This is a genomic window from Klebsiella sp. OBRC7, assembly GCF_000293135.1.
Lineage (GTDB): Bacteria > Pseudomonadota > Gammaproteobacteria > Enterobacterales > Enterobacteriaceae > Klebsiella > Klebsiella michiganensis.
Window position 1 is genome coordinate 57,799 of the sequence record NZ_ALNJ01000072.1, and the last position, 21,213, is coordinate 79,011.

17 protein-coding genes are annotated in these 21,213 nt (G+C 61.6%); 5 read left to right on the forward strand and 12 right to left on the reverse strand.

All coding sequences use genetic code 11. The features are described from left to right. Window positions 1–97 precede the first annotated feature (97 nt). Entirely contained in the window at window positions 98–1,126 is a 1,029-nt protein-coding gene (gene mtnA / locus HMPREF1144_RS14490) for an S-methyl-5-thioribose-1-phosphate isomerase (RefSeq protein ID WP_004848706.1), read from the forward strand. A 46-nt stretch (window positions 1,127–1,172) separates the two neighbouring features. Here the strand turns inward: mtnA and HMPREF1144_RS14495 are convergent, their stop codons facing one another. The 7 genes from HMPREF1144_RS14495 to codB all read right to left on the reverse strand — a co-directional run bounded on the left by HMPREF1144_RS14495 (window position 1,173) and on the right by codB (window position 9,738). Further along, entirely contained in the window at window positions 1,173–2,441 is a 1,269-nt protein-coding gene (locus HMPREF1144_RS14495) for a histidine-type phosphatase (RefSeq protein ID WP_009653201.1), read from the reverse strand. A gap of 25 nt (window positions 2,442–2,466) precedes the next feature. After that, window positions 2,467–3,828, reverse strand: coding sequence for an MFS transporter (locus HMPREF1144_RS14500; RefSeq protein WP_004848711.1), 1,362 nt, complete (start codon window positions 3,826–3,828; stop codon window positions 2,467–2,469). A 108-nt stretch (window positions 3,829–3,936) separates the two neighbouring features. Next, window positions 3,937–4,746 (reverse strand): inositol monophosphatase family protein, encoded by an 810-nt coding sequence (locus HMPREF1144_RS14505; protein ID WP_009653198.1) that lies wholly within the window; start codon window positions 4,744–4,746, stop codon window positions 3,937–3,939. A gap of 121 nt (window positions 4,747–4,867) precedes the next feature. Then, window positions 4,868–5,857, reverse strand: a complete 990-nt coding sequence (locus HMPREF1144_RS14510) for a LacI family DNA-binding transcriptional regulator (protein ID WP_042927795.1) — start codon at window positions 5,855–5,857, stop codon at window positions 4,868–4,870. Between the two features lie 145 nt (window positions 5,858–6,002). Beyond that, complete coding sequence (gene codA, locus HMPREF1144_RS14515) at window positions 6,003–7,241, reverse strand: cytosine deaminase (RefSeq protein ID WP_009653194.1); 1,239 nt, start codon at window positions 7,239–7,241, stop codon at window positions 6,003–6,005. Continuing rightward, window positions 7,238–8,473: a PucR family transcriptional regulator gene (locus tag HMPREF1144_RS14520; protein WP_009653171.1), complete on the reverse strand. Its 1,236-nt coding sequence runs from the start codon at window positions 8,471–8,473 to the stop codon at window positions 7,238–7,240. The genes codA and HMPREF1144_RS14520 overlap by 4 nt, the downstream gene beginning before the upstream one ends. 2 nt (window positions 8,474–8,475) lie before the next feature. Then, the gene (codB, locus tag HMPREF1144_RS14525; protein ID WP_009653161.1) at window positions 8,476–9,738 is read right to left on the reverse strand and encodes a cytosine permease; all 1,263 of its coding nucleotides are present in this window, start codon (window positions 9,736–9,738) and stop codon (window positions 8,476–8,478) included. A gap of 518 nt (window positions 9,739–10,256) precedes the next feature. On the opposite strand from codB, the gene HMPREF1144_RS14530 reads away from it, so the two are divergent. From HMPREF1144_RS14530 to HMPREF1144_RS14540, 3 genes are read left to right on the forward strand one after another with little or no spacing between them, the layout of a single operon-like run. Beyond that, a complete protein-coding gene (locus HMPREF1144_RS14530) occupies window positions 10,257–10,868 on the forward strand; it encodes a methylthioribulose 1-phosphate dehydratase (RefSeq protein WP_004848722.1) in 612 nt (203 codons plus the stop codon). Between the two features lie 24 nt (window positions 10,869–10,892). Continuing rightward, the gene (locus HMPREF1144_RS14535; protein ID WP_009653168.1) at window positions 10,893–12,389 is read left to right on the forward strand and encodes an FGGY-family carbohydrate kinase; all 1,497 of its coding nucleotides are present in this window, start codon (window positions 10,893–10,895) and stop codon (window positions 12,387–12,389) included. After that, entirely contained in the window at window positions 12,386–13,414 is a 1,029-nt protein-coding gene (locus HMPREF1144_RS14540) for a 2-hydroxyacid dehydrogenase (RefSeq protein WP_004848726.1), read from the forward strand. Before HMPREF1144_RS14535 ends, HMPREF1144_RS14540 begins: the two co-directional genes overlap by 4 nt. A 38-nt stretch (window positions 13,415–13,452) precedes the next feature. On the opposite strand, the gene HMPREF1144_RS14545 is transcribed toward HMPREF1144_RS14540, so the two are convergent. From HMPREF1144_RS14545 to HMPREF1144_RS14565, 5 genes are read right to left on the reverse strand one after another with little or no spacing between them, the layout of a single operon-like run. Continuing rightward, window positions 13,453–14,397 carry a carbohydrate kinase family protein gene (locus HMPREF1144_RS14545; RefSeq protein ID WP_004848727.1) on the reverse strand — a complete coding sequence of 315 codons (945 nt, stop codon included), beginning with the start codon at window positions 14,395–14,397 and terminating at the stop codon, window positions 13,453–13,455. Window positions 14,398–14,408: 11 nt separating this feature from the next. Next, window positions 14,409–15,410: an ABC transporter permease gene (locus HMPREF1144_RS14550; protein ID WP_004848729.1), complete on the reverse strand. Its 1,002-nt coding sequence runs from the start codon at window positions 15,408–15,410 to the stop codon at window positions 14,409–14,411. Next, window positions 15,407–16,396: an ABC transporter permease gene (locus HMPREF1144_RS14555; protein ID WP_004848731.1), complete on the reverse strand. Its 990-nt coding sequence runs from the start codon at window positions 16,394–16,396 to the stop codon at window positions 15,407–15,409. Before HMPREF1144_RS14555 ends, HMPREF1144_RS14550 begins: the two co-directional genes overlap by 4 nt. Then, a complete protein-coding gene (locus tag HMPREF1144_RS14560) occupies window positions 16,393–17,898 on the reverse strand; it encodes a sugar ABC transporter ATP-binding protein (protein ID WP_052544842.1) in 1,506 nt (501 codons plus the stop codon). The genes HMPREF1144_RS14555 and HMPREF1144_RS14560 overlap by 4 nt, the downstream gene beginning before the upstream one ends. Before the next feature lie 44 nt (window positions 17,899–17,942). After that, window positions 17,943–18,923 (reverse strand): sugar ABC transporter substrate-binding protein, encoded by a 981-nt coding sequence (locus tag HMPREF1144_RS14565; protein ID WP_009653179.1) that lies wholly within the window; start codon window positions 18,921–18,923, stop codon window positions 17,943–17,945. A gap of 415 nt (window positions 18,924–19,338) precedes the next feature. Here HMPREF1144_RS14565 and HMPREF1144_RS14570 point away from each other — a divergent pair. After that, window positions 19,339–21,213: molybdopterin-dependent oxidoreductase (locus HMPREF1144_RS14570; protein WP_009653172.1), on the forward strand; the 1,875-nt coding region annotated here is incomplete at its 3' end.

The following is a 21,213-nucleotide window of genomic DNA, read 5'->3' on the forward strand; positions in this document are numbered from 1 at the left end:
CGATCCTCAAAATTCTGATTAAGCCGTTCAGACGTCTATACTTCTGGATTCCATCCTGACACAATGTGATACAACAACGCAACAGGGATTTAACTAAATGCAGACACTACAGACCACCAGCCTGCGGGTAAGCGAAAATCAGCTCTTTATTCTTGACCAGCAGGCTTTACCGCAGGAAAAACGCTGGCTGGCGGCGGATAACGTGGCGCTGCTGGTGGACCATATTCACGCCCTGCGGGTACGCGGCGCGCCGCTGATTGGCCTGTCGGCCAGCCTGCTGCTGGCGCTGCTGGCGCAGCGCGGCCTGACCCGCGAGGCGCTATCTGAGGCGCTGGAAACGCTGCGCGCCGCGCGTCCGACGGCGGTAAACCTGATGAATAATCTGGATCGCATGAAGCTGGCGCTGGCGGAGGAGCGCTTTCCGCAGGCGCTGGAAGCGGAAGCGCTGCGCCTGATCGAAGAGGATAAACAGCTTTGCGCCAGCATCGCCGAGGCGGGCAGCGCGCTGGTGACACCGGGCAGCCGCCTGTTGACCCACTGCAATACCGGCGGCCTGGCGACGGCGGGCGTCGGCACCGCGCTGGGGGTAATTGCGCTGGCGCATCAGCAGGGAAACGTGGCGCACGTCTGGGTGGATGAAACGCGCCCGCTGTTACAGGGCGGACGTTTGACCGCCTGGGAGTTGGGTGAACTGGGCGTGCCGTATCGGCTGATTACCGATTCGATGGCCGCCAGCCTGATGGCACAGGGCCAGGTCGACGCGGTTTGGGTGGGCGCTGACCGTATTGCCGCCAACGGCGATGTGGCGAATAAAATCGGCACCTATTCGCTGGCGGTGCTGGCGAAGTACCATCACATTCCCTTTTACGTGGCCGCGCCGCAGACTACCCTGGACCGCCATTGCCCGAACGGCGCGGCGATCCCGATTGAGCAGCGGGCGGCCGCTGAAGTCACCGGCGTCGCCGGCAGCTTTGGCGCGGTACAGTGGGCGCCGAGAGAGGCCGCGGTGTACAACCCGGCCTTTGACGTCACGCCCGCATCGTTAGTCAGCGGCTGGGTGCTGGACAGCGGCGTGGTGACCCCGGAGCAGGTCGCTGCCGGGGCGTTCAAGCCAGAAAAGGCCTGAACCTGAGTGAAAAAGGCGAAGCGACCTCCCTCGCTTCGCCTTCAACTTATGGCAGCACCATCTCTACTGCCGGAGCGGACTGCGGGTCGATATTGCGGCCAAGCGCCGTCAGCGCCGCCTGGTAAGGGCAAAGCGTCCCGACGGCGGTGGTCCGGCAGCCCGCCTGATGCCACTCCTGGCGCAGCAGCGGATGCTGGCTATCCGGCGTTTGCAGGCGGCGTAAATCGTCCAGACTTTGCGCCTGGAAGTAGACGCGCAGGTAGCGTTTTCCGCTATGGGTGTCGCGCCAGCGTTCCAGTACCAGGCTGCTGCCCGGCGGGATATTGCCGCGGCTGTACCCCGGCAGCTGCCAGCTAAAGTCCATTAATGTCCGCACCATGGCGATATTGGTATCGTGCGCCACCAGCAGCAGCCAGCGCACGTTCGGCGCGGCGCCCTCTTTTACCCCTTCAAGCATGGCGTTGAGCAGAATCGAGCCGCGTTTTTGCGCGGTATAAAACACATCGTTGCTCAGATCGTAGTTCTCCGTCAGCAGCGGCAGCAGGGCGGTTATCTGGCTGGAACGGGTAATATGGCCCCACGCCAGCTGGCTGAGAGGCAGGTTCTCGCTCCAGCCCAGACGCAGCGTCTCAACCATATTGGCCATCACGCTCAGCCCGCTAATCGACGTTTTGCCGCTTTTGCTCTGCTCCACCTGCCACGGTAGATAAAACACCGGGCAGGGCTTATCGGATACGCAGACCGCGTTTTTCAGCAGCTGAATTGCCGGAGCCAGCGCCTGCCGACGCTGCGCCAGATCGCCGGCCGTCTTCTTCACTTCCGCCAGCTGGCGGGCGGGATCGGTTTGCGTGGCGGCAAATTTATCGGTCTGAAACAGTGGGTCGGCGTCGCCGCTGACGTGATGAATCATCACGCCGCAGCCGGGAAAGGCGCCGTCCACCAGCGCCTGGGCGGTGGCCCGCGTGCGCTGCAGGGGGCTGGCGCGCACGTAAATCTCTCCACTCGCCGGGCAGCTCACCGTCAGCAGACCGAGCTGGCGAAAGCGCGCGCCCTCATCGCGCCCCTTATTGACGACGGCGGCGTAGCCGTGGCCGGTCAGCTCCCCGTCGTGGGTGGTCCACTGCGTCCACGGACGCTGGGTCGCGGCTTCGATGGCCTCCCGGTTGCCCTCCGTCGGCGGACGAATGCCGTGGCGGCTGAGTTCAACCACTTTTTCCAGCGTAAACTGCGCGGCGGCGTGGCCCGGCGCGGCCAGCAACGGCAGGGCGCAGGCGAGCAGCAGGCGTAGCAAAACCTGATGTCGTACAGGCATCATAAAATCTTCCTTATAAGTTAAAAGGTTATGACGAGAATGAGGTCTGACGCTCTATCGCGTGTCGCCTGGCGACAATCGCGGCGGTGGTAAAACAGAATAGCGCGGACATCAGGCCGGTGCCTACCCAAAACAGCGATAGCGTACTGAAGTCATACAGCGTTTTGCCATTTTCGATTATCGATGTTTTATCGATGATGATGCCGGTCAGAAACTCGCCGAGTCCCGCCCCCGCGTAGCTGGCGATACCGATGGTGCCGAGCGCGGCGCCCGCGGCTTTACGGGACGAAATATCGACGGCGATCAGTCCGCCAAGGAAGCAGGTCAACGCCCCGATGGTGGCGCCGAAGATAATCATCGCCAGAATATCGGTGTAGTAGCCGTGCGGCGACCAGAGCATCAGCGCGAAGCCGGCGGTATTGAGCAGGCTGATAAAACCGGCCATCACGCTGCGGTTGCGCGGGAAGAAGCGGTCGGAGAGCATCCCGGCGATAATCGTTCCGGCAATACCCGCGATAGCGTTGACCCCGATAATCCCGGACGCTTCGAGGGTAGAGTAGGCTTTATCCTGCTCCAGGAAGAAGATCCCCCATGAATTCACCGCGTAGCGGTCGATATACATAAACGCCGAGGCCAGCGCCAGCGCCCACAAGGCCGGATTGCGCAGCGCCAGCAGCTGGTTTTTAAACACCGAGCCGCGGGCTTCCGTCTCCTCCAGCGGTTCGTCGCGAATCACGTTGATTGACGGGAAGCCGCAGCTTTGCGGCGAGTCGCGCATAAACAACAGCATCAGCACCACCCCGGCGGCGCCGAGCGCGGCGGTCGACAGATAGCCCATCTGCCAGCCGAATCCGGCAATCACCGCCGCGATCACCATATAGGTCATCGCTTCGCCGATGTTATGCGCCGTTGACCAGATGGCGTAAAAGGTGCCTCGCTCTTTACAGCCGTACCAGCGCGCCAGCGATACCACGCACGGGCCGACGCCCATCGACTGCGCCCAGCCGTTAATCCCCCAAAAGATAGCCAGCAGCATAGCGTTGCTGGTCATCCCCATCATCAGGTTCATCCCGGCGCTTAGCAGCAGCCCGAGGCTCATATAGCGCACCACGTTGGCATGATCGGCGATAAAGCCGTTGACCAGCTTGCCGATGGCGTAGCTGAAAAACAGCGTTGAGCCGATCATGCCCAGCTCCGTCGGGGTAATGCCGAGCTCCACCAGCGCGCTTTTGGCGACGGTGAACGACAGCCGGCAAACGTAGAACGTGACGTACGCCAGGGTCATGGTAATAAAGGTTTGCCAGCGCACGCTGCGAAAGCGCCGCTCATCGAACTCTCCGCCCGCTTTGGGCGGCGAAGCGCGAAAAAATGCGATAATTCTTCCAGACATAATGGTATCTCCGAAGGTCGGAGGCCTGACTGATTAGTGTGGTTCGTCCGTGAGGGTAGATTGTCGTTGTGTAGAGTACATAATCAGATAAAGCCTGACCCGATGCGGTTAAGGTAAGGGGTGACAAAGCATGTTTTTTAATTGTGGATAGAGCGTCTTGCTGGCCAGCAGCAGCGGATTACCGTGACGGATCCCGTCGTTTGCCATATAGTCGTTGCTGAGGCCGCCCGCTTCGCGCATCAGCACCAGCCCCGGCAGCCCGTCCCAGGGGTTCATATGCGGTTCGTAGTAGCCGATAAGCCTGCCCGCCGCCGCCCAGGCGCTCATCAGCGCCCCGGAGCCGTTGCGGATAAACATCCCGCCGTCGCTCAGCAGCGCATCGAGGAAGGGCAGAAAGACCGCAGGCGTCACGCGGTGCGAGGTGCCGACGCCCATCACGCCCTCTTTGACCGTCGCTGCCGGATGCGGCGCGATAGGCCCATCGTTAAGCCATGCGCCCTGGCCTTTCAGGGCGTGGAACAGCTCGCGATGGTTGGGGTCGTACACCACGCCGATAACCGGTTCTCCGTCGGCAATGATGGCCAGCGACAGGCACCAGGTGTGCAGGCCGTTAAGAAAACAGCTGGTGCCGTCGATGGGATCGACAACCCACAGCACGCGCGCGTCCGGCATCTGCGTCCCGCTCTCCTCGCCGAGAAAACCGTCCTGCGGGAAGGCGTCGGTAATGCGCTGCTTAACAAACGTTTCGACCCGCTTATCGGCGACGCTGACCACATCCTGCAGGTCGTCGCCTTTATGATCCACCGCCAGCCGGTCGCGCTGCTGATAGTATTCGAACGCCAGTTCAGCGCCGGCCTTCGCCAGCTCGCAGGCTAAACGGTAGCGGGCCTGCAGTTCATTTGATTCCAGTGATTTCATCATAACTCCCTATTTTGCACACGTGTGCAAATTGCCTGAAAAAAACGGCCCCGAAGGGCAAAATGAGTGTGGATGGATTAAAAATATTATTCTGTGATCGCTCCGGCATAAAATGAATTTTTCATTTAGCGCTTTGGCGAACGATCAGTTTCACCGGCACTTCGCGATGGCGTGACGGCACGCTGAATTTGGCGATCCGCGTCACCAGCAGATCCACCGCGTGGTGGGCGAGCAGGGCGGTATTCTGCTGCACGGTAGTTAGCTGATAGGGCTGCCAGTCCGCCTGCGGGATATCATCGAAGCCGATAATCGCCGGCAGCGAAGCCGTGGGGTTGTCCGCCCGCAGACCGTCCAGCGCGCCGAGCGCCAGCATATCGGTGGCGCAGAACAGCGCCTGCAGCTGCGGATGCGCGGCAAGCAGCTGCCTGGCGGCGGCAAAGCCCGCCTGATAGCCGCTGCTGTCGCAGAAGTGCGCGGCGACCTCCATTCCCTGGGTATGGGCAACAAACGCTTCGTAGCGCTGGCGGGTGCTGAAGTTATCCAGGCTTTCGCCGATAAACCCGGCCTGGCGCCACTGGCGCTGGGCAAACAGGTCGGCCACCAGCTTCGCGCCCTGCGCGTTGTCGCTGCACACGCGATCGCAGCCGGCCAGCTCGGCGTGGCGGTTGATAAGGGTCACCGGGATTTTTCGCTCCAGATACTCCTCCGCCAGCGACAGCGGCGGCGCCCCGGAGGTGATAATGACCCCCGCGACGTGATAGCTCAGCAGCTGCCTGAGCGACGGGGCGAGCTGCTGCGGATCGTCGGCGTTCATCAGCAGCGGCATAAAACCGTTGAGCGCCAGCTGGTGGACCAGCGGCGACAGCAGCTTGCTGCGGAAGGGGTTATCAAAACCGGCGGTGACGATGCCGATAAAATTGCTGCTGCCGGTGTTCATCGTGCGGGCGATAATATTGACCTGATAGCCCAGCGTTTCCGCCGCGGCGAGGACCTTCTGGCGGGTTTTTTCCGCCACCGATGCGCCGGGCGTAAAGGTGCGGGAAACCGCGGAACGGGAGACGCCAGCGAGTCGGGCAACGTCCTCTGCCTTAATCCATTTTTTTTCGCTCATAGTATCAGGGTACGGGTTATCCTCAGTGAGCCCGCGCCGACGCTGGAGCCCATCGTCGGCACGGAAAAAGTCGTTAAAAGGTACCACATAAATCCCCGGGCGAGCAGTGGGTTGACGCGGCATCGCGGCCGCGTCAACGTCAGGCTTATGCCGGATAGCGAATCTGCTCCGCCTGGCGCTGCAAAATAACTTTGCCGTGACGAATGGAGGTCAGCACTCTGGCCTGGCGGCGCAGCGCGTCGTAGTCGTTTTCCGCATCGAGGATCAGCAGGTTCGCCGGGCGTCCTTCGGCAATGCCGTAGTTGTCGCCGAGGCACAGGGTGCGGGCGCTGTTATCGGTAATCAGATCGAGGCAGCGCTGCAAATCTTCGTATCCCAGCATATGGCAGATATGCAGCCCGGCGTCGAGGATGCGCATGATGTTGCCGTTGCCCAGCGGGTACCACGGATCCTGAATGGAGTCCTGGGCAAAGCAGACGTTGATCCCGGCGCGGTCCAGCTCCGCTACCCGCGTCACGCCGCGGCGTTTAGGCCAGCTGTCGAAGCGCCCCTGCAGGTGAATGCTTTCGGTCGGGCAGGAGATAAAATTGATGCCAGACGCTTTGAGCAGACGGAACAGCTTCGAGCAGTAGGCATTGTCGTAGGAGCCCATGGCGCAGGTATGGCTGGCGGTGACCTGCGCGCCCATGCCGCGCACCCGGGCCTCTTCCGCCAGCACCTCCAGAAAGCGCGACTGCGGGTCGTCGGTTTCATCGCAGTGCACGTCCACCAGGCAGCCGTGGCGCTGGGCCAGGTCCATCAGAAAAACCAGCGAGCTGACGCCCTTATCGCGGGTGTTTTCGTAGTGCGGAATGCCGCCCACCACGTCGGCGCCCATTTCGATGGCGCGGGTCATCAGCTCGCGTCCGCCGGGGAAGGACTCAATGCCCTCCTGCGGGAAGGCGACGATCTGCAGATCGATAAGATGGGCCGCCTCTTTTTTCACTCTCAGCATCGCCTCAAGCGCCGTCAGGGAAGGGTCGGTGACATCAATGTGGGTGCGCACGTGCTGCACGCCGTTGTCGCGCAGCATGCCGATGGTTTTCAGCGCCCGCTGGCATGTATCTTCGACGGTGACGCTCGCTTTGCGCTGGCTCCAGCGGGCGATGCCCTCAAACAGGGTACCGCTCATATTCCACTCCGGCTCGCCCGCCGTCAGGGTGGCGTCAAGATGGATATGCGGTTCGACGAACGGCGGGATGACCAGCTTTTGCTCAGCGTCGATATCGTCGGCGCCAGCCGCCTGCGCCGCGGCCTGCGCGGTGATGCTTTTAATCACGCCGTCCTGTAAGTCGAGGGTATAGAGCGCTTCTTGATGGCGCAGGCGCGCGTTGATAATTTTCATGGTTGTTCCCGTAAATGGTTTTGCGACATACGCCAGATCGCTAAGGCGACCGAGGCGTTGAGATGAAACTGCGGGTGGCTGACCGGATAGCCGGTCAGCTTTTCAATACGCTGAATGCGTTGATGCAACGTGTTGCGGTGAATGCCCAGCCGCTCGGCGGCTCTGACCACGTTGCCGCTCTCCTGAAGCAGCGTTTCCAGGGTCTCCATCAGCAGCCAGGGGCTTTTGCGATCCGGCTCAATCAGACAGCCGAGGGTGTCGTGCATAAAGTCGCTCAGCAGGGCGGGGTCGCTAACGGCGGAGAGCAGCTTGATAAACCCCAGCTGCTGGTAGTCGCTGATGCGCTGGGCCGGACGCAGGTTATCGCTGAGGTCCAGCGCCTGACGCGCCTGCGACAGCGCGCGCTGATATCCCTGCAGCTGCTGCACCGGCGCCGAAAGGCCGCACAGCAGCGATAGCCCGTCGTCGCCCTCCGCCAGCGCGATCAGCCACGCCTGGAGCCACGTTTTTTGCTGATAAAATTCGCCTTCCTCATCCGGAAGCAGAAAGAGAAACATATTGCTGCGCTCGACCAGCGGAAAGGGATTGCCCTGCTGATTGAGCTGCTGCTGCAGCCGCTGGCGTACGGTGCGGCGGGCCTGCTGCAGCCAGGCCTCGGCCTGCTCCGGCGGAAACTGGCGAAACAGGCGCGGGATCCCCTCAAGGCGCAGCGCCGCCACCCGCAGCGGGCGGGTAAAATCCAGCTGCTGGTGGAGCGCCCGCTGATGCAGGATTTGCAGGTCGGGATAGTCGCCGGTTAACAGCTGCAGCAGAATATCGCGCTGCGATTGCAGGGCGTTTTCGCTGCGTACCAGCGCGGTACCGATGCGTTCGGTCACGATCACCATTTTCAGCAGATAGGGCTGTTCGATCAGCGGAATGCCCAGCTCGTCGGCCAGCGCAATCAGGCGCGGCGGGATCGCCTGAATGTACGCGTCGCCGGTGAGGATCACCATGCCGGCGATCCCGCGCTGCTTGCCCTCCATCAGCAAATGGATCAGGTTTTCTTCATCGCGGGGATGGTTGATCCCGGTGATAAACACCAGCTCCCCGCCCATGATCCATTCGGCGATATTTTCATTTTCCGCCACGTAGTACCAGCGAACCGCCAGCTGCAGCCCCTGCTTACCGGCGCGCAGGCGCATGGCGGAGAGCCCCTCCAGGGCGAGGATTTCGCTGACCGTCAGGCTCACGGCTACTGCTCCGCGACCGAATCAGCGGCGGGCTGACGTTTGCTCAGACGCGTCAGCGCGATATAGACCAGCGCGGAAACGGTAATGCCAACCAGTGGGGCGATCCACGGTGACAGGTAAGCCACCGCCGCGCCCACGGCGTAGGCGCCCAGCCCCAGCCAGTTAAAACGCGGCAAACGGGCGGTGTGCAGCAGCGGATAGCGGCCGCCGCGATAAAACCAGTAGTCGGCGAGGATCACGCCGCCGATGGGCGGAATGATGCTGCCCAGCAGCACGAGGAAAGGGATCAGCATTTCATACATACCGCCAATGGCCAGCAGAATGCCGACTCCGGCGGCAACCACGGTCAGGGTGCGGCGACGCTCGCTGCGCAGCAGATGGCAGGCCGCCGCCGAAACGTTGTAGATCGTCGGTCCCTGAATCGTCAGCAGGTTGAGGCACAGCATTACCACCGCGGCGACCGACAGCCCCTGCAAAATCAGCACTTCCACGATATCGGCCTGCTGGTAGACGATGGCGCACCAGGCGCCGGCGATAATCATCAGCCCGTTGCCGATCAGGAAGCTGCTCATGCTGGCGACGATGGCGGTGCGGCTGGAGTTGGCCAGCCGTGTCCAGTTCGTCGCCTGGGTCGCGCCGCTGGCAAAGGTGCCGAATACCATGGTAATGGCCGCCGACCAGGTCATGGTTTCACCCGGTTCGATTTGGGTCATCGCCTGCCAGCCGCCGGCGTGATGGGCGGCAAGGTACATCGACACCACCAGCAGAATAAACATCAGCGGTACCGATACGCGCGACAGCGCATCCAGCCCCTTATAGCCCACCAGCGCGGTGACGCAGAACAGGATGCCGAACAGGATCATCAGCGGAATCGTCATCGCCTCAGGCAGGGCGAGGATTTTGACCAGCGAGATGGCGACCGTCGCGGTCCCCCAGGCGTACCAGCCCAGCTCGGCGAAGCCGAGAATAAAATCGGCGAGCTTGCTGCCGATTTCACCGAAGCAAAAACGGCCCATCAGCACGGTATTTAGCCCGCTGCGCGCGGCAATCCAGCCGAGCGAGGCGGCGTACAGGGCCAGCAGAAAGTTACCGATCACCGCAATCCACAGCAGGTTAACGATGGAGAAAGAGACGCCAAGCTTGCCGCCCGCGAACATGGTGCCGGTGAAAAAAGTAAAGCTGAACAGAACCATCGAGATGGAAAAAACGCCCTTGCGCCCGGCGGCAGGCGCTTCGACGAGCGGAAAATCATTGCTGTTTGACATGGTGGAACCTCTGAGTGGCTATCCAAATAGCGATGGCAGAGGGGTAGCAAGAGGTGTGCCAGAAAAAGCGGGGCAGGGGTAACACAATGGGGTGGGCAGTATGCACATAAAACGACGTTAAACGGACATCGTTTGCCATAAATGTGTGCACAGTGCCATGTTTTGCACCGCCGTGGGGCAGTGGGATGTGACTCCTGCCCCGCATTTTTGTCGGACGATGGCTGGCGTGTTATGCGACCCGGGGGGCAGGTCAGAATCGACAAATGATGCCAATTTTATGCCGTTTCCCGGCGACACGATCCCCCATCTTTTTAACCGCTCGCAGGCGGTAATTTTGGCGTCATGAAAATGTCTAGTTGTATTGTTGTTAAAAATAGTAATTTCATATGCCTTTCTGATATAACCATTATCAATGTAAGTCTTTCCTGAAATATTGTTCGCTTACGCTGGCGGTGTTAGTATCGGGTAAATAGCCATTTAGACGGCTAAATACAATATCGCTAAACTAAGGAACTGCTATGTGGCAAGAAAGACTCGCGCAACTGGTCACCACCTGTCATTGGATCGGCGCGAAAGGCTGGGCACCGGCCACCGGCGGCAATATGTCGGTGCGTCAGGATGAGACCTGGTGCTGGCTGAGCGAGTCGGGGCGCGATAAAGGCAGCCTGACGACGGAGGATTTCCTGCAGGTGGAGATCGCCAGCAATAAAGCGCCTTCCGGACGTAAACCCTCTGCTGAAACCGGCCTGCATACCCTGGTGTATCGCCTGTTCCCGGAAGCGAATGTCGTGCTGCACGTGCATACCGTCAACGCGACCGTGCTGTCGCGGATTGAAAAAAGCGCCACCCTGGCGCTGCAGGGCTATGAGATGCAGAAAACCCTGACCGGCCAGCACAGCCATCTCGATACCGTGCCGGTCGCCATTTTTGATAACGACCAGAATATCGATGCCCTGGCGGCGCGCATTGAAGATTATGCGCAGACTCACCCGCTGCGCTACGGCTTCCTGCTGCGCGGCCACGGCCTGACCTGCTGGGGCAAAGACATTCAAGAAGCTCGTCGCCAGCTGGAAGGACTGGAATTTTTGTTCGAATGTGAACTGATGCGCCGCCGCTACGAGCGCGACTAATTTCTCTTCACCAACGGGTCAGGCATGGATTTTTATCTCGGAATCGATATCGGCACCTCGCGCGTGAAAGCGGTGCTGTTTGATGAACGCTTTCAGGCGTGCGCCAGCGCGGCGCAGAACACCGGCCCGCGGCTGTCGGCCAACGGTCACGCCGAGCAGGATATGGCCCAGCTGTGGCAGTCGGTGGTGGCGATTTTACGCGATATCGCCCGGTATCCGGCGCTGCAAAGCGGGCGTTTACGCGCCATCGGCCTTGCCGGGCAGGGCGAAGGGGTCTGGCTCAGCGACGCCGAAGGCGAACCGGTCGGGCCGGGTATCCTGTGGAGCGACACCCGCAGCCGCGACCTGATGAGCGAACTGCTCAGTCGCCCCGGTTTTGACCGTCGCTTCTTTGACGATACCGGTACCCATCTGCAGCCCTGCAACACCAGTATGCAGCTGTACTGGCTCAAGCATCACCGGCCGGAGCGGCTGGCGGCGGCCCGCTATCTGTTTTTCGCCAAGGACTGGATCCGCTTTCGCCTCACCGGCGTCGCGGCGCTGGATCTTACCGATGCCAGCACCTCTTTGCTGAATCAGCAGAGCGGGAAGCTATCCACGGTGGTGCTCAATGAGATGGGCCTGGCAGATTTACAATCTCTGTTCCCACCGCTGCTGGCGCCGGACGCTCAGGCTGGAACGCTGCGTGAAGAGGTCGCGGCGCTGACCGGGCTTCCCACCGCCACGCCGGTTGCGGCGGGCGCGCTGGATGTGTGCAGCGCGGCGCTGGGCTGCGGCGCGGTCAACGATGGCGATATTTATACCATTCTTGGCACTACCTGCTGCACCGGTATCGTCTGCCACGGTCGCCAGACGGTCAATGAGGGGACGCGCTACGTCACCCACACCGAAGCGGGCAGCTTTATTAACCTTTTTCCGATGCAGGCCGGGACGCCGAACATCGACTGGCTCCAGCAGCAGATTGCGCTGGAGCCGGATTTACAGCAGCTGGAACAGCATATCGCCAGCGTTGAGCCCGGCAGCGGCGGCGTATTCTGGCAGCCCTACCTCAACGGCGAACGCGCCCCGTTCTTTAGCCCCGAGGCGCGGGCTGGTTATTTCGGCATTAGCCAGCACACCACCCGCGCGGAGCTGCTGCGGGCGGTGTTTGAAGGGCTGGCTTACGCTATCGTCGACTCGCTTCAGGGCTACCCGCAGGGCGGCGAACTGTACCTGACCGGCGGCGGCGCGGCTTCGGCGACCTGGCTGCAAATCATTGCCGACTGCACCGGCAGAACGGTGGTTTCCAGTCCTTTCAACGAGCTTAGCGCGCGCGGCGCGGCGATTCTGGCAGCGCGCAGCGTCGATGCCCTGAGCCGCTATCCGGCGCTGGAGCAGACCCGCTATCGACCCCATCCGCAGGCGTACAGCCGCTACGCCGCGCTCTATCCGGTGTATCGCCTGCTGCGCGAGCAGATGCTCCCGGTGTGGCAGGCCCGCCGCGAGGCGCTTCAACGTATTTCTCAGGAACAACGCATATGAAAATTGTTTTTACCGCCGAACACGCCGGCGACCTCAGCGCTTTTCAGCAACTGGGCGAACTGCGGGTAGAAGGCTGGGCGCTGGGCAAGCCGAAGCTGAGCGCAGGCCAGCTGATCGAACTGGCTCACGACGCCGAGGTGCTGGTGACCAGCTACGATGAGGTGACGGAAGCGGTGATCGCCGCCTGCCCGCGTTTACAGGTGATCGCCTGCACCCGCGCCAATCCTGTGAACATTGATACCAAAGCCGCCCAGGCGCGCGGCATCCGCGTGCTCTATACGCCGGGGCGCAACGCGGACGCCGCCGCCGAGCTGACGCTGGGGCTGATGCTGAGCCTGGCGCGGCATATTCCGCAATCCCACGCGGCGCTGAAGCGCGGCGAATTCACCCACGCCGAAAACGCCGCGCAGGCCACCCAGAGCGGGCTGCGCCGCGATGTGGTGTGGGACGTCAGTCCGCAAAGCCCTTATGAAGTCTTTAAAGGCAGCGAGCTGCGCAACAAAACCCTGGGGCTGATTGGCTACGGTAATATTGGCCGACGGGTGGCGCGTATCGCCCGCGCCTTTGGCATGGCGGTACTGGTGGTGGACCCGTTTGTCGCCGCCGAGGATATTAACGAACCGGGGTTGCAAAAGACGACCCTTGAGGGGCTGTTCCGCGAGGCGGATATCGTGAGCCTGCATCTGAGCAGCGGCCCGCACAGCGATGGGCTGGTGAACGCGCCATTGTTGAACAGCATGAAGCCGGGCGCGCTGCTGATCAATACCTCGCGCGCGGCGGTCGTGGACGAAGAAGCGCTGATTCACGCGCTGCGCCACGGCCCGCTGGGCGGCGCGGCGCTGGATGTTTACCATCGCGAGCCGCTGTGGCGCGACCATCCGTTTGTCACCGAGTTTGATAACGTGATTATTACTCCTCATATCGCCGGGGCGACGCGGGAGAGCATTGCTAAACATACGGCGATGATTGCCGCCGACCTCCAGCGCTATGTCGCCGGAGAGCCGCTGCTTTATCAGTGGCGTTAAGCCGTGCTTGCCGCCGCGCAATGCGGCGGCGAAGCTTGTTATCGGCGACGGTGGGTCGCCATAAACTCCTGCGTATGCTGCCAGTCCACCACGCCGGCATCCGATCCCATGCCGGTCGCCACCAGCGCGGCGACGGCGGAAGCCACCTCGCACGCCGCTTTGACGCTTAACCCCCGGGCCAGCGCGGCAATAAAGCCGCCGCAGTAGCTGTCGCCGCAGCCGGTAGTATCTACGGCATCGACCCGGAACGGCGCGATATGCTCGACGGCACCGTCGCGGGTCAGCAGCCAGGAGCCGTTTTCACCGTCCTTCAGAATGCAGGTTCCGACGCCAAGCGCAAAGAAGACGCGGGCAATCGCTTCCGGCTGGGTCTCCCCGGAGAGATACGCCGCTTCTTCAAGGGAAGGCATAAAGTAGTCCACCGACGGCAGCAGCGGGCGCAGCAGATCCAGGGTGCCCGCGTCGGGGGCGATTAAATCAAAGCTGGTGGTGACGCCGCGGGCTTTCGCCGCCCGCAGCAGCAGCGCGCTTTGCCCGCTATCCATCGCCGCCAGCAGGCCGGTACCGCCGTGGTGCAGGAACCGGCAGTCGAGGATCGCGTCAAACTCTTCTTCGCGGATAAAAAGCGCATCGGAAGCGCCCCGGCAGTGCAGCGCCGGGCGCTCGCCGTTGGGGCGGATGGGCAGGATCGTCGCCGACGTTTCCTGCTGCGCCGTGCGCTGGACCAGCGAGCAGTCGATCCCCAGCCGCGCATAGCTGGCGAGGATAAAATCGGCTTTTTCATCTTCACCGAGGCAGGCCACCGCGGCGGTGCGAATGCCCAGCTTCGCGGCGTTAATATTGGCCCCGGCGGCAGTTCCGGCGGGGTTAAGACGAATTTGTTCGATAAAGGCTACCCCGCCGCGCGGCGGGATGTCGATCACCGGGCGACCGGCGATATCAAGAATAGTCAGGCCGACAAAGACGGCGTCAAAAGCTGCCATAGGTGCTCCGCTTAACGATGGGTCTGGCGCAGACGCGCCTGCCAGAAGGAGAGGGCCAGCGCGACCACCAGAATCACGCCAACCAGCGCATCCTTCACCAGGTAGTTCAGCCCCATCAGGTTCAGGCCGTTATCAATAATCGCGAGAAACAGCACCCCGCCGAGGGTGCCGGCGATGCTGACCCGGCCCAGCCGGTTAAAGGCGGTGCCGATAAAGACCGCGGCGATGGCGTCCATCAGGTAGGCCTGGCCGGCCAGCGGCGTAAACTGGCGCAGGTTGGCGGAGAGAATGACGCCGCCGACGGCGCACAGCGCGGAGGCCGCCACCAGCACCCACAGCATGGTCCGGCGGTCGCGGATCCCGGCGATACGCGCCGCTTCGCCGTTCTGGCCGATAGCGCGCACGTACTTGCCAAACAGCGTGCGTTCGGTCAGCAGCCAGGCTACCAGCCACAGCGCCAGCACAATCACCACCGGCGTCGGAATACCGGCGATATTGCCGACCGCCAGATCGTGATACTCCGGCGCCATCCGGCGGTAGGAGATAGAGCCGCCGCCGTCGGTATAGATACGCTCGGCGCTGCTGGCGATAAACCAGGTGCCGAGGGTGGCGAGGAACGGACGAATCTGGCAGACAAGGATCAGAAAGGCGTTCAGCAGGCCGATAATCACCCCGCCGAGTAGAGCGCAGCCCACCGCCGCCTGCCACGGCAGATGCCAGGTCTTCAGCGCCACCAGCGCAAAAGCGGCGCCGAAATCCAGCGCCACGCCGACGGAGAGGTCAATCGCCCCGGCGCTAACGATAAGGGTCATCGCCATCGCCACGATCAGCAGAATCGCGCTGCCCTGCAGCAAATTGGCCCAGTTATCGAAGGTCAGAAATACCGGGTTCGCCCAGCCGAACAGGGCAATCGCCAGCAGGGTAATGACGCCGAATCCTGCCCGCGATAGCCACGCCAGCGGACCGCTGCCGGTTTGCCCCGTTGAGGGGGTCTTGAGCGTCAGTTGGCTCATGAGTTGCCTCCTTTATGTCTGACCGCCGAAGCCGCCAGCACCACGAGGATCAGGCCGCCTTTGATCGCGCCCATCCAGAAAATATTCACCCCCAGCAGGCCGAGCCCGTTAGAGAGCGCGTTGACCAGCACCGCGCCGAGCAGCGCCCCCCAGATGGTGACCACGCGCCGCCGCGAGAACGCCGCGCCGATAAAGGTCGCGAGGACGGTTTCCAGCAGCAGCGGCGTCGCCGTGCCGCTGGAGCTGCCTGAGCCCTGGCTGAGCAGCGGCAAAATCGCCAGGCCGGCGGCGATGCCCGCCAGCAGCCAGACGATAATGGTCAAACGGCGAACGTTGAGTCCGCTCATCTGCGCCATATCGCGGTTACCGCCCACCGCCTGTAAATGCTGGCCGAAGCGGGAGTGGTGGAGCAAAAACTGAAACAGCGCGAATACCGCCAGCAGATAGATCAGCGGCCAGGGAATGCCGAACAGATCGTTATCGCGAAAGGCCACCATCAGCGGGTCGCTCACCGCGATGCGCCGCTGGCCGGTCAGCAGGTCGGTCAGCCCGGTGAAGGCCACCGAAGTTGACAGGGTCGCCAGCAGCGGCGGCAGGCCCGCCGCCAGCACCAGCGTGGCGTTGACGGCGCCGCAGGCCAGGCTCACGGCAATCAGCAGTAAAAACAGCGCCAGGTACGGGGTGTTCCACTCGGCCATGCCGAGGCTGAGTAACGCGACGCCGAGCACCGCGATGGCGGGCAGCGACAGATCGATACCGCCGGAGACCACATCATCGCCGCCGACGGCAATTACGCAGACCAGGCCGAAGCAGAGGATCGCCAGCGGCACGCTTTGCACCAGCATCATGCTGATATTTTGCCAGCTTAAAAAGAAAGGCGACTGCAGGCTGAGCCAGACCAGCAGCGCAAAAAAGAGAATCAGGGGAAATTTTTCGATAAGCGTCGTGATGCCCGGAAGGGGGCGGCGCTGGATACCTGCACTCATACCTGTTGTTCCTGTCCACCGTTAATCGTCACCAGCAGCGCGTCCAGCGTCAGCCCCCGGGTCGGGAGATTGGCCACCAGCTCGCCGCGCCACATCACCAGGATGCGGTCGCAAAGGCCCAGCAGCTCCGGCGTGTCGCTGGATGAGACCAGTACGCCGCGACCGCGATCCGCCAGCTCGCGGGTGCGCTGATAAATATCGCGGCGCGCGCCGATATCCACCCCGAGAGTGGGTTCATCAAGAATAAAAAGCCGCGCATCGGTGCCCAGCCAGCGGGCGAGAATCGCCTTTTGCTGGTTGCCGCCGCTCATAAAGCGCACCGGAAGCTCCGGACGGCCGGGGCGGATAGAGAGCTGGTCGATCCAGCTGCGCGCTTTTTCCAGCGCCCGGCCGCGGTGCTCCCAGCCGAAAGTGGCGGTCTCCGGTAGCGAGGCCAGATTGATATTGTCGGCGGTGGTGAAGGGGAGAATCAGCCCCTGATGGCGGCGGTCGCGCGGCACCAGGGCCAGTCCGGCCCGGGTAGCCTGATACGGCGTCCGCAGCCGCTTCGGCTGGCCGTCAACGCTTATCGTGCCGCTGCGGGCGCGGCGTAGCCCGTATAGCAGATCGATCAGCACGTCGCGCCCGGCGCCCAGCAGTCCGGCGACGCCGACGATCTCGCCCGGCTGAATATCGAAGGTAATATCGCGTAACTGCTGCCCGTCGCTGAGATGGCGAACCGACAGCACCGGGGCAGCGGCATCGACCTGATGCGCGCTGCTCTGGCGCGGGGTATAGAGCTGTTCGATATCGCGGCCGACCATCATTTTGATCAACGCGTCGGTATTCTGCAGAAGCGCCCGGTCGGGGTAGCCGACCACCTCGCCGTTACGTAGCACCGTGCCGCGATCGCAAAGGGCGGCGATTTCGTTGAGATAGTGGGAAATGTAGAGAATCGCGATCCCCTGTTCTCGCAGGCGCAGAATCGCGGAGGTGACCAGGCCGGCTTCCTGCGCTTCCAGCGGCGCGGTGGGCTCATCGAATACCACCAGCTTTGCCGCGCCGTCGATCAGCGCTCTGGCGATTTGCACCAGCTTGCGTTCGGCGAGGCTGAGGTCGCGGATCAGGCGGCGGGGATGAATGTCCAGCTGCCAGCTGTCGCGGAAAAACGCCCGGGTGGCCGCGTTCATTCGCCGCCGGTCCAGCGCGCCCCAGCGGGTGCGGTACTCCTGGCCGAGAAACACCGATTCCGCCACCGTAAAGTGCGGGATCAGGTTGAGTTCCTGGTGAATAACGCGGATACCCAGCGCTTCAATCGCTGCGGGATTGCCGAGCGGCAGCGGCGCGCCGTCAAGGGTGGCGCTGCCGCTGTCGGCCCGGTAGACGCCTGCGAGGATTTTTATTAGCGTCGATTTTCCCGCGCCGTTCTCGCCGATCAGGCCGTGAATTTCACCGGGATTCAGAAGCAGCGTGACCGCATTTAATGCAGTCACGTTAGCAAAGCTTTTGCCGATCTGGTTCATTGCCAGACCAGCGGCGGGGTTAACCCCGCCGGAGGATGGAGTGATCACTGCAGTTCGCCATATCCCAGCTGTTTGTAGACCGCTTTTGCCTCCTGCGGGCCTTTCACCGGCACTACCGGAATAAAGGTCTGCAGGGGCAACTTCTGTTTATCGAAGTAGCGCGCGACGTTATCGGCGGAGGTCTGGCCGATCAGGTGCGGCTGCTGGGCGACGTTGGCGACGAACGGGCTGCCCGGCTCGGCCATGATCTCCAGGGTTTCCGGGCCGGCGTCGATGGCGGTGACCTTGACGTCTTTATCGCGGCCGGTCTCTTCCAGCGCCTGGACAATACCGATAGCCGGCTGATCCCAGCAGGCGACATGGATGGCGTCGAGTTTGCCTTTTGGATACTGGCTCAGCAGTTCGAGGGTTTTCTTACGCGCATCTTCCGGCGAGTTGGCAAACTGCTCGGCCAGCTCCGGTTGAATAATGTGAATATCCGGATAATCCTTGAGGACATATTTCCACTGGTCATAACGAATGCCGCAAATACGCAGGGAGCTGGAGAATGCGTTAAATACTGCAACGTTACCTTTGCCGCCCAGTTCATCGGCCATATAGCGACCGATGGTCGATCCCAGAGTGTAGTTATCGGAGGTGGTGTTATTGACCGAATATTTTGAAACGTGGTCTACGGTAAATACCGGAATGCCGGCATCGCGTAGCGCTTTGAATTTAGGCTCAACGGCGCTGTCGCCCAGAATACTAATTACCGCATCGACCTTGCGCGACAGTAAAATATCGTGGTTATTCGCATGAACCTGGTTATCGCGGCCGCCATCGACGCCGATTACTTTACCCCCCAGTTTCTCTACCTCTTCGGTCGCACCCTTATAGGCTTCACGATCCCAGAAGTGCTGCGTCCCGACCACGGCGACGCCGATAGTTTTCCCCTGAAGTGATAAGGCATCCGCCGCCGGAGCGTTGACGGAGGCGAGCGAGAGCAGACCCAGGGCGATGGGCAATAATTTCATTTTCTGCGACATTCTTATTATGGTCCTGTGATGGAGGTGGCTGTGCGGAGCAGTAGCATGACAACAACAACTACACAACCTCAAATACAAAATATGTCTAAGTTATATCAACAATGTTATATCGCAGATTTGCCTGAGGAAAACGTAAATTTGTTATCTGTAACCTGAAAATATTTCATGATGCAGCTTAATCCATTTTTATTTTGTGGGTTTAATTTGCTTGCAACTCTTATTTATTCAAATAAAGATTGCTGCTTAATTAAAATTATTCTGTCGCTGTAATATATCGCATCCCGGAATAGCGTAGAACTATTCTGCGTGGAAAATCCTTTCTCTGCAGCAGATTGTATGGTGATACGTATTTTATTCCCAGGATTCGCACGCTTTATTATGGCGGCTTTTATCGGGTGAGAAGAAAACAGGCAAGATGAAAAAACAACATAATCTGACCGTAATGCACTGGGGAACCTGGCAGGTCGAGGCCCGTGACGGCAACATTGAGGCGGTGACGCCGGTGCCCTGGGATAAAAATCCCTCACGTATTGGTCAGTCGCTCCCCGATGCGATCACCAGCAAGACGCGCATTCGCCGTCCGGCGGTGCGCGCGGGCTACATGCAAAATGGCCCGGCTTCGCGCGAGGGGCGCGGTAAAGAGCCGTTTGTTGAGGTGAGCTGGGAGGTGGCGCTCGATTTGCTGGCCCGCGAACTGAATTCGGTCAAAGCGCGCTGCGGCAATGAGGCGATTTTCGGCGGCTCCTACGGCTGGGCCAGCGCCGGCCGTTTTCACCACGCGCAAAGCCAGCTGCACCGCTTCCTCAAGTGCTTCGGCGGCTATACCGCCAGCACTAACACCTACAGCAGCGCGGCGGGCGAGCGTATCCTGCCGCATATTCTCGGGCCGCTGAGCCCGCTGCACCGCCAGCACACCCATTTTTCCGAGCTGGCGCGCGAATGCCAGCTGTTTGTCGCATTCGGCGGCCTGCCGCTGCGTAATGCGCAGGTCAACGGCGGCGGCGCCAACGACCATATGCTGAAATACTGGCTGGACAAGATGCAGGCGCAGGGGACGCGCTTTATCAATATCAGCCCGGTGCGCAATGACCTGAGCGCCGTGGAGAGCGCCGAGTGGCTTGCGGTTCGTCCGGGAACCGATACCGCGCTGCTGCTGGCGCTCTGTTATGTGCTGATTAATGAATCCCTCTACGACAGCGGTTTTATCGCCAGCCATACCGTGGGTTTCGCGCCCTATCGCGCCTACCTGATGGGGGAGAGCGATGGCGTCGCAAAAACGCCGGAGTGGGCGGCGGCGATAACCGGTATTGAGGCGCAGCGGATTGCCGCGCTGGCGCGCGAGATGGCCAGCCAGCACACGATGGTCAATATCTCCTGGTCAATTCAGCGGGCGCGCCAGGGCGAGCAGGCCTACTGGGCGACGGTGGCTCTCACCGCGCTGCTGGGGCAAATCGGTACGCCGGGCGGCGGCCTGGGGTTTGGCTACGCCTGCACCAATCTGGCGGGGGCGGCGCGTAAGGCCTTTTCCGGGCCGCGCCTTCCCGCCGGAGAGAACGCGGTAAACCAGGTGATTCCGGTGGCGCGCCTTTCCGATATGCTGCTGCATCCGGGCGAGGCATACGAGTTTGACGGCCAGCATCTGCGCTATCCCGACATCCGCCTCGTCTACTGGGCCGGCGGCAATGCGTTTCACCATCATCAGGACATTAACCGCCTGTGTGAAGCCTGGCGGCGGCCGGAAACGGTGGTCGTTCATGAACAGTTCTGGACCGCGCAGGCCAAATTTTCCGATATCGTTCTGCCGGTCACCACGTCGCTGGAGCGGGAAGATATCGGCAGCGGCGGTCACGACGGCTTTATGATCGCCATGAGCGCGCAGATCCCGCCGGTGGGCGAAGCGCGCGATGATTACGCCATCTTCTGCGACCTTGCCGAGCGGCTGGGCTGCGGTGAGCGCTTTAGCGAGGGGCGCGACGCCGGGCAGTGGCTGCGGGAGATCTACGAAGCGTCGCGGCCGCGCGCGCGGGAAGAGGGGATCGCGCTGCCGTCGTTTGATGAATTCTGGCGGCAGGGGGTGCTGGAATACAGCGCGCCGGAGAAACCGCAGGTTTTCCTGGCGGATTTTCGCGCCGACCCGCAGCGCTATCCGCTCTCTACGCCTTCCGGCAAGATCGAGCTTTTCTCCGAAACCATCGCCGGGTTTGGCTATCGCGAGTGTCCCGGCCACCCGTGGTGGGATGAGCAGGAGGCGGCCTGGCAGCGGCAGGAGGCGGCGCGCTGGCCNCTGCAT